At 66.1% G+C, this 7,703-nt stretch carries 8 protein-coding genes; 3 read left to right on the forward strand and 5 right to left on the reverse strand.

The window, feature by feature from the left end; genetic code table 11:
- From P8X75_13615 to P8X75_13625, 3 genes are all read right to left on the reverse strand, one after another.
- Positions 1 to 1,675 (reverse strand): xanthine dehydrogenase family protein molybdopterin-binding subunit (locus P8X75_13615; protein MEJ1996219.1); only part of this gene is annotated, 1,675 nt, incomplete at its 3' end.
- A 144-nt stretch (positions 1,676 to 1,819) separates the two neighbouring features.
- Positions 1,820 to 2,953, reverse strand: a complete 1,134-nt coding sequence (locus P8X75_13620) for a carboxylate-amine ligase (GenBank protein MEJ1996220.1) — start codon at positions 2,951 to 2,953, stop codon at positions 1,820 to 1,822.
- A gap of 2 nt (positions 2,954 to 2,955) precedes the next feature.
- Positions 2,956 to 3,783, reverse strand: coding sequence for an N-formylglutamate amidohydrolase (locus P8X75_13625; GenBank protein MEJ1996221.1), 828 nt, complete (start codon positions 3,781 to 3,783; stop codon positions 2,956 to 2,958).
- 196 nt (positions 3,784 to 3,979) lie between these two features.
- Here P8X75_13625 and P8X75_13630 point away from each other — a divergent pair, with 196 nt between their 5' ends.
- The 3 genes from P8X75_13630 (at position 3,980) to P8X75_13640 (ending at position 5,723) form a co-directional block, all read left to right on the forward strand.
- A complete protein-coding gene (locus P8X75_13630) occupies positions 3,980 to 4,984 on the forward strand; it encodes a 4-hydroxyproline epimerase (GenBank protein MEJ1996222.1) in 1,005 nt (334 codons plus the stop codon).
- Positions 4,985 to 5,061: 77 nt separating this feature from the next.
- A complete protein-coding gene (locus P8X75_13635; GenBank protein MEJ1996223.1) occupies positions 5,062 to 5,355 on the forward strand; it encodes a DUF1244 domain-containing protein in 294 nt (97 codons plus the stop codon).
- Between the two features lie 122 nt (positions 5,356 to 5,477).
- Positions 5,478 to 5,723, forward strand: a complete 246-nt coding sequence (locus tag P8X75_13640) for a DUF2312 domain-containing protein (protein MEJ1996224.1) — start codon at positions 5,478 to 5,480, stop codon at positions 5,721 to 5,723.
- Positions 5,724 to 5,826: 103 nt separating this feature from the next.
- On the opposite strand, the gene P8X75_13645 is transcribed toward P8X75_13640, so the two are convergent.
- The gene (locus tag P8X75_13645) at positions 5,827 to 7,218 is read right to left on the reverse strand and encodes an NAD(P)(+) transhydrogenase (Re/Si-specific) subunit beta (GenBank protein ID MEJ1996225.1); all 1,392 of its coding nucleotides are present in this window, start codon (positions 7,216 to 7,218) and stop codon (positions 5,827 to 5,829) included.
- A gap of 14 nt (positions 7,219 to 7,232) precedes the next feature.
- Positions 7,233 to 7,580, reverse strand: coding sequence for an NAD(P) transhydrogenase subunit alpha (locus P8X75_13650; protein ID MEJ1996226.1), 348 nt, complete (start codon positions 7,578 to 7,580; stop codon positions 7,233 to 7,235).
- Between the last annotated feature and the right edge of the window lie 123 nt (positions 7,581 to 7,703).

The raw sequence follows: 7,703 nt of genomic DNA on the forward strand, positions 1-7,703 counted from the left end.
TCTTCAGGCGCTCCTCGACCTTGTCGCTCGCGCCCTCGATCGCGAAGCGGCCCATGAGGAGAGAGCGCGAACCGCCGGTGCCGCCGCCCGACGTCAGCTCCTCGGAGTTCCCCTGGCGCACCCGAACGTTGGCGAGGTCGACGCCGAAGCGTTCGCTCAGGATCTGGGCGTAGGCGGTGGCGTGGCCCTGGCCGTTGGACTGGGTGCCGACATAGATGGTCATGCCGCCGTCCTGGTCGAGGCGTACCTTTGCCTCCTCCTGCCCGACGCCGCCGCAAGCCTCGATGTAGCAGCCGATGCCAAGACCCCGGAAGTTGCCGCGGGCCTCCGCTTCCTCTTTGCGGGCCGCCAGCCCCTCGGCGTCCGCCTTCTCCAGGGCCCGGGTAAGAACCCGCGCGAAATCGCCGGAGTCATAGGTCATGCCGGTCTGGGTCTTGTAGGGCATCTGCTCGGGCTTGATGAAGTTCTTCAGCCGCATTTCCGCGCGGGTCATGCCCAGCTCGCGCGCCGCATGGTCCATCAGCCGCTCAAGCATGTAGGCGGCCTCTGGACGGCCGGCGCCGCGATAGGCGTCGACCGGCACGGTGTTGGTGAAGGCGCACTTCACCTCGGCGTAGAGCGCCGGGATGTCGTAGACGCCGGAGAACATGCGCCCGCCCGCCATGGTCGCCACGTAGGTCGCGAAGTTGGAGAGATAGCCGCCCAGATTGGCGGTGTTCTCGATCCTGAGACCCAGGATCTTGCCCTCGTCGTCGACGCCCAGCTTCAGACGGTTGACGAAGTCGCGGCCCTGACTGTCGGACTGGAAGCATTCACTGCGCGAGCCGTTCCAGACCACGGGCCGGCCCAGGTCCTTGGCGGCGTGCAGCACCAGCACCTGCTCGGCATAGACGAAGAGCTTCATGCCGAACCCTCCACCCACGTCGGGGGTCAGGACCTTCAGCTTCTCGGGCTCGATGCCCAGGATCTTTCCGGCGATCTGGTTGCGGATCGAAAAGACGCCCTGGGTGGTCGTGGTGAGGGTCAGCTGGTCCGCCCCGGCGTCGTACTCGCCGATGGCGTTGCGCGGCTCCAGGGAGTTCACCACGATGCGGTTGTTGACCACCTCCAGCTCGATCACCCGCGCGGCCTTAGACAGCGCCTGGTCGGTGGCGGCCTCGTCGCCGGTCTCCCAGGTGAAGGCCAGGTTGTCGGGCGCGGCCTCGTGCAACACCGGCGCGCCCGGCTGCATCGCCTTCTGCGGGTCGATGACGGCCTCCAGGTCTTCGTAGTCGACCATGACCATCTCGGCGGCTTCCTGCGCGGCCTCGGGCGTTTCGGCGACCACGAAGGCGACAGGGTCGCCGACGTGGCGAACCTTGCCGCGCGCCAGCACCGGGTGGCCCGGAGAGATCGGCTTCTGGCCGTCCTTGCCGGGAATCATGGTCATGCAGGGAATGTCCTGGATACCGGCGGCGTCGAGTTCGGCGTGGGTGTAGACCGCCAGCACGCCCTCGACCTCCTTGGCGTCGTCGGTCTCGATGGAGAGGATCGTCGCGTGGGCATGGGGACTGCGAACCACCGCGCCGAAGACCGCCCCCTCGGGCCGGATGTCGTCGGTGTAACAGCCCTCGCCGGTCAAGAGCCGCTGGTCCTCAACGCGCCGGATGGACTGTCCGATGCCGAACTTCTTCATCTCTTCTCCTGTCGTCTTTCGCCGGGCCCGCGCGCAGCCCGCGGCGCGCCACTTTCCCCCAGAAACCTAAGTCGGCGGCGATCATAGAGAAGCCCCCGAGGCTAGGCCAAGGCAAAGTTGGGAAAAGATCTCGTGCCGCGGCGGTCAGAGGCCCGCGACGCTCTCTTCGATCAGGAAATCGACGACGGACTCCAGGGCCTCCTGCTTGGAGGCGCCTTCGGAGAGCGCGCGCTCGTAGGTCGCGATCTGCTGGTGGGCGGAGGTCTTGCGGTGCAGGATCTCGCGGGCGCGCTCCACCTCTTCCAGACAGTCCAGCGCAAGCGCGTCCTCGTGGATCAGCACCAGGATCTCCTCCAGCAGGTCGGCGTAGGGCACGATCACGCCGCGCCCGAAGTCCACCAGCCCCTCGTCCAGCCCATAGCGCTGCGCGCGCCAGCGGTTCTCCTGCACCAGCATGTTGGTGTAGCGCCGCCAGCGCTGGTTGTTGCGCTTCAGGCGGTAGAGCATGCGCAGCAGGCAGACGTAGAGCGCGGCGATGGTGATGCCGTCGTCCATGCGCGTGCAGACGTCCGGGATGCGCAGCTCCAGGGTCGGGAAGCGCTGCGCCGGACGCACGTCCCACCAGAGCTTGGAGGCGTCTTCGAAGATCCCGGCGGAGATCAGGGTGTCGATATGCCGCCGGTACTCGCCGAAGGAATCGAAGCTCTCCGGCAGGCCGGTCCGGGGCAACTCGTCGAAGACCGAGATGCGGTAGGACATCAGGCCGGTCTTCTGTCCGCGCCAGAAGGGCGAGGAGGTGGAAAGCGCCAGCAGGTGCGGCAGGAAGTAGCTGATCTGCCCCAGCAGATCGATGCGCAGCTCGTCGTCGTCGATGCCGACATGAACGTGCATGCCGCCGATCACCAGACGGCGCGCCACCCCCTGCATGTCGCGGGCCAGCACGTTGTAGCGTTCCTTGTCGGTGTGGTGCTGGGCGTCCCAGGCGGCGAAGGGATGGGTCGAGGAGGCGATGATCGCCAGATCGTGCTTGCCCGCCGTGTCGGCGACCAGACGGCGCAGCTGGGCGACCTCCTGCCCGGCCTCCTTGATGGTGTCGCACTTGCGCGTGCCGATCTCGATCTGCGCCTGCAGGAACTCGGGCGTGACCTGGCCCTTTTCCAGGGCCGCCTCGCATTCCTCGACCAGACTGGGCGGCACCCGGTCGGAGAGGTTGCGGGTCTTGGGATCGACGAGCATGTACTCCTCTTCGATCCCCACGGTGAAGGTGGGTTCGGCCAAGTTCAGCGCTCCCTCCGGCGCACGGCATTCCAGTCCGCGCTTATGTCCAAGTTCGGAATCATGGACGAAAGCTCCTCGGCCAGCAAGCAGGCCCACTGTTCCTGTCCCTTGGCCGTGTCGATCATGTCCTGGCGAATCTCGAACAGGATGTTGGCGAGGCCGCGCGGCTCGGCGTGGAAATGCACCGTGTTGCCGTGTCCGTCGTTGCCCGCGTAGGGCACGTTGTCGCCCACGGCCAGCCCGCGTTTCCTGAAGCTTTCCAAGAGAGGCTGGGGCAGGCGCGGGTCGTCGTTCCAGAGGATCGAGGTCTCCCAGGGCCGCCGCTCGCCGCGCAGCATGGGCGTCATGGAGTGCAGCGAGACGAATCCGGGACGCGTCCCCTCGGCGATCAAAGCGTCCAGAGTGTCCGAGATCGCGGCGTGATAGGGGCGGAAGAAGGTCGCCCGCCGCGCCTCCTTTTCCTCTTCCGTCAGGTTGCAGTTGCCGGGGATCACCGTGCCGTCGCTGACCTCGGCGATCGAGGTCGGGTCGTCCGGGCTGCGGTTCGGATCGACCAGCAGCCGCGAGAACTGGGAGATCACCAGCGGCACGTCCAGTTCGTAGGAGAGCCTGAGCGCTACCTCCGCGATGCCGATGTCAAAGGCGATGTGCCGCTCCAGGTCCGCCGCCTCCAGCCCCAGGCGATCGAGCGAGCGGGGCACGAAGTTGCTGGCGTGGTCGCAGACCAGCAGCAGCGGCAGGGCGCGGCCGGCTGGATTGACGATGCGAAAGGGCCGCGGCTCGTCCGGCGCCAAGAGCGCCCGCTCGCCGCCCGCGTCTGGGAGCTGCATTTCCTCTGCCGTTTTGTGGGACATGGGAGGCCGACTATAGCCGCCACCCGCCCCGCCCTCAACGGCCAGCCGCCGATACCGCACGAACAATGGCCGGGCTTGCGTCGCGACTGCGGCTGGGAAAGACTGCGCGTTCAATCACAGCCGCCCCAAAACGAGACGGGACGGGACGGAACAGGACGGAGCAGGACGGATCATGGAAGGCCGCCACAGCTACTTCTGCATCGACGGGCACACCTGCGGCAACCCGGTGCGCCTGGTCGCGGGCGGCGGCCCGCCCTTGCCCATGGGCTCCATGTCGGCGCGGCGGCAGCACTTCCTGAAGCATTACGACTGGGTGCGCACCGGCCTGATGTTCGAGCCGCGCGGCCACGACATGATGTCCGGCGCCATCCTCTATCCGCCCAGCCGCGAGGACTGCGACATCGCCGTCCTCTATATCGAAACCTCGGGCTGCCTGCCCATGTGCGGCCACGGCACCATAGGCACGGTGACCTTCGCGCTGGAGCAGGGTCTGGTGACGCCGAGAGAACCCGGCGTTCTGCGCCTGGAAACGCCCGCGGGCAAGGTCACCGCGTACTACCGGCGCGAAGGCGCCTTCGTCGAGACGGTGCGCATCGTCAATGTGGCCTCCTACCTCGCCCTCGAAGGGGTCGAGGTGGACTGCCCGGAACTGGGCCCGATCCGGCTGGACGTGTCCTACGGCGGCAACTTCTACGCCATCGTGGAGCCGCAGGAGAACTACCGCGACCTGAGCCAGCTCTCGCCGGGCGACATCCAGCGGCTCTCGCCCAAGCTGCGGCGGCTCCTGAACGAGACGCTGGAGGTGGTGCACCCTGAGGATCCGACGATCCGCGGCGTCTCCCACATCCAGTGGTGCGGCGCGCCGACCCAGGACGGGGCCCACGCCCGCAACGCCGTCTTCTATGGCGACAAGGCCATCGACCGCAGCCCCTGCGGCACCGGCACCTCGGCGCGCATGGCCCAGCTCCACGCCAAGGGCAAGCTGCAGGCGGGCGAGCCCTTCGTGCACGAGTCCATCATCGGGTCGCTCTTCACCGGACGGATCGAGGAGGAGACGACGCTCGGCAACAAGGCCGCCATCGTACCCTCGATCGAGGGTTGGGCGCGCATGACCGGCTACAACACCCTCTTCATCGACCCGCGCGATCCCTTCGCCCACGGCTTCCAGGTCATCTGAGACGGGTGACAGGCCGCGACCGGCACCCTATCTGTAGGGCTAGGAAAACTTTCCAGGCAGAAAAGACGAGGAGCGACATGGACGAAAAGACCCGCATCGAAGCCGAGGCCGCCGCCTTCCGCCATCTGGTGCAGCACCTGCGCGAGCGCACGGACGTGCAGAACATCGACCTGATGAATCTCGGCGGCTTCTGCCGCAACTGCCTTTCCAAGTGGTACCGCGCGGCGCTGGAGGAGCGCGGCGAGGAAATCTCCTACGACGAGGCGCGGGAGATCGTCTACGGCATGCCCTACGACGAATGGAAGGCCAAGCACCAGAGCGAGGCGACGCCCGAGCAGAAGGCCGCCTTCGAACAGAGCCACAAGCACTAGGGCGCGGCTTCTATCCACATAAAAAAATGCGCGCGCGCTTGCCGGGTGCAAGGGCGCGCGTCTAGTTTTCATCCCCGAAACCGCAGTTCTTTCGTGCCAAGACAGAAAACCAGGAGAAGCCAATGCCCGACGTCGCCGGCGTGACCGGAGATCAGTTGAAGTCCTATATCGAGCGTATCGAGCGCCTGGAAGAAGAGAAGAAGGCGCTCTCCGACGATATCAAGGAGGTCTACGCCGAAGCCAAGGGCAACGGCTTCGACAGCAAGATCATGCGCCAGATCATCCGCTTGCGGAAAATGGACGCCAGCGACCGCGCCGAGCAGGAAGAACTCCTGGACCTCTACAAGAACGCGATCGGAATGGTCTGAGGGCGCTCCGCCCCACCTCACATGAAAAAAGCCCCGCGGCGATTTCCTGCCGCGGGGCTTTTTCTTTTCCAGTCCGAAGGGGCCAGAGCGAGAGGCCGGGGCCTTACTGCTCCAGCGCCTTCACGATCTGCTCGCACATCTTCTTCGCATCGTCGAAGAGCATCATGGTGTTGTCGGCGTAGAACATGGGGTTGTCCACACCGGCGTAACCGGAGCCCAGCGACCGCTTGATGAAGAGCACGGTCTTGGCGTTGGCGACCTCCAGGATCGGCATGCCGTAGATCGGCGAGGAGGCGTCGGTCTTCGCCGCCGGATTGGTGATGTCGTTGGCGCCGATCACGAAGGCGACGTCCGCGCTGGAGAAGTCGCGGTTGATCTCCTCCATCTCGAAGACCTCGTCATAGGGCACGCCCGCTTCGGCCAGCAGCACGTTCATGTGCCCCGGCATGCGGCCCGCGACGGGGTGGATGGCGTACTTCACGGTGACGCCTTCCTCCTTCAGCAGTTCAGCCATCTCACGCAGCGCGTGCTGCGCCTGGGCCACCGCCATGCCGTAGCCGGGCACGATGATGACCGAGCCGGCGTTCTTCATGATGAAGGAGGCGTCGTCGGCGGAACCGGACTTCACCGTCTTGTCGCCCATGTCCTCGGCGGGGCCGGCGGACTCACCGCCGAAGCCGCCCAGGATGACCGAGAAGAAGGAACGGTTCATGCCCTTGCACATGATGTAGCTGAGGATCGCGCCCGACGAGCCGACCAGCGCGCCCGCCACGATCAGCAGCATGTTCTCCAGCGTGAAGCCGATGCCGCAGGCCGCCCAGCCGGAGTAGCTGTTCAGCATGGAGATCACCACCGGCATGTCGGCGCCGCCTATCGGGATGATGATCAGGACGCCCAGCGCCAGCGAGACCAGCACGATCAGCCAGAAGGTGGTGCCGGACTGGCCGCTCACCAGCAGGACGATCAGCAGCACCAGAAGGATGCCGAGCCCCAGGTTCACCATGTGCTGCATGGGGAAGACCACCGGCTTGCCGGAGATCAGGCCCTGCAGCTTGCCGAAGGCGATGATGGAGCCGGTGAAGGTGATCGCGCCGATGGCGACGCCCAGCGACATCTCGATCAGGCTGGCGGCGTGAATGTCGCCCGTGGTGCCGATGCCGTAGGCTTCCGGCGAATAGAAGGCGGCCGCGGCCACGAAGACCGCCGCCAGGCCCACAAGGCTGTGGAAGGCCGCGACCAGCTGCGGCAGGGCCGTCATCTGGATGCGCAGCGCGATCATGCTGCCGACCGCGCCGCCGACGACCAGGCCGCCGAGGATCACGAAGTAGGACTGCACCTCGGGCAGCAGGATTGTCGTGACGATGGCGATCACCATGCCGGCGATGCCGAAGTAGTTGCCCTGGCGCGCCGTCTCGGGATGCGACAGGCCCCTCAAGGCCAGGATGAACAACACCGAGGCGATAAGATAGAAGAGGGCTGAAAGATCGTAACTCATGCTCTATGCCCCCCTTATTTCTGCTGTTTTTTCTTGAACATGGAGAGCATTCGCTGCGTCACGATGAAGCCGCCGAAGATATTGACGGCCGCCAGCGTGACGGCGAAGAAGCCCATGACTTGCGAGAAGTTCCCCTCGGCCGGACCGGCGGCGATCAGGCCGCCGACGATGATCACCGAGGAGATGGCGTTGGTGACGCCCATCAGCGGCGAGTGCAGCGCCGGGGTCACGCGCCAGACCACGTGGTAGCCGACGAAGACCGCCAGCACGAAGACCGTAAGCCCGATCACCAGCATGGAGGGGCCGTGGCCGCCGTCCGCGACCGCGCCCATCTGCTCGCTCGCCGTGCGTCCGGCCTCCATGGCCAGACCGGCGGCGTCCGCAGCCAGTTCGTTGGCCTTGTCCGCCAGCGCGCTGGCTTTATCGGTGAGACTCTGTTGTGACATTCTCCCCCTCCCTTATTTCTCGTCGCTCTTGGCGGCGGG

Origin of the sequence: Limibacillus sp., from assembly GCA_037379885.1 — a bacterium.
Taxonomy (GTDB): Bacteria; Pseudomonadota; Alphaproteobacteria; order Kiloniellales; family CECT-8803; genus JARRJC01.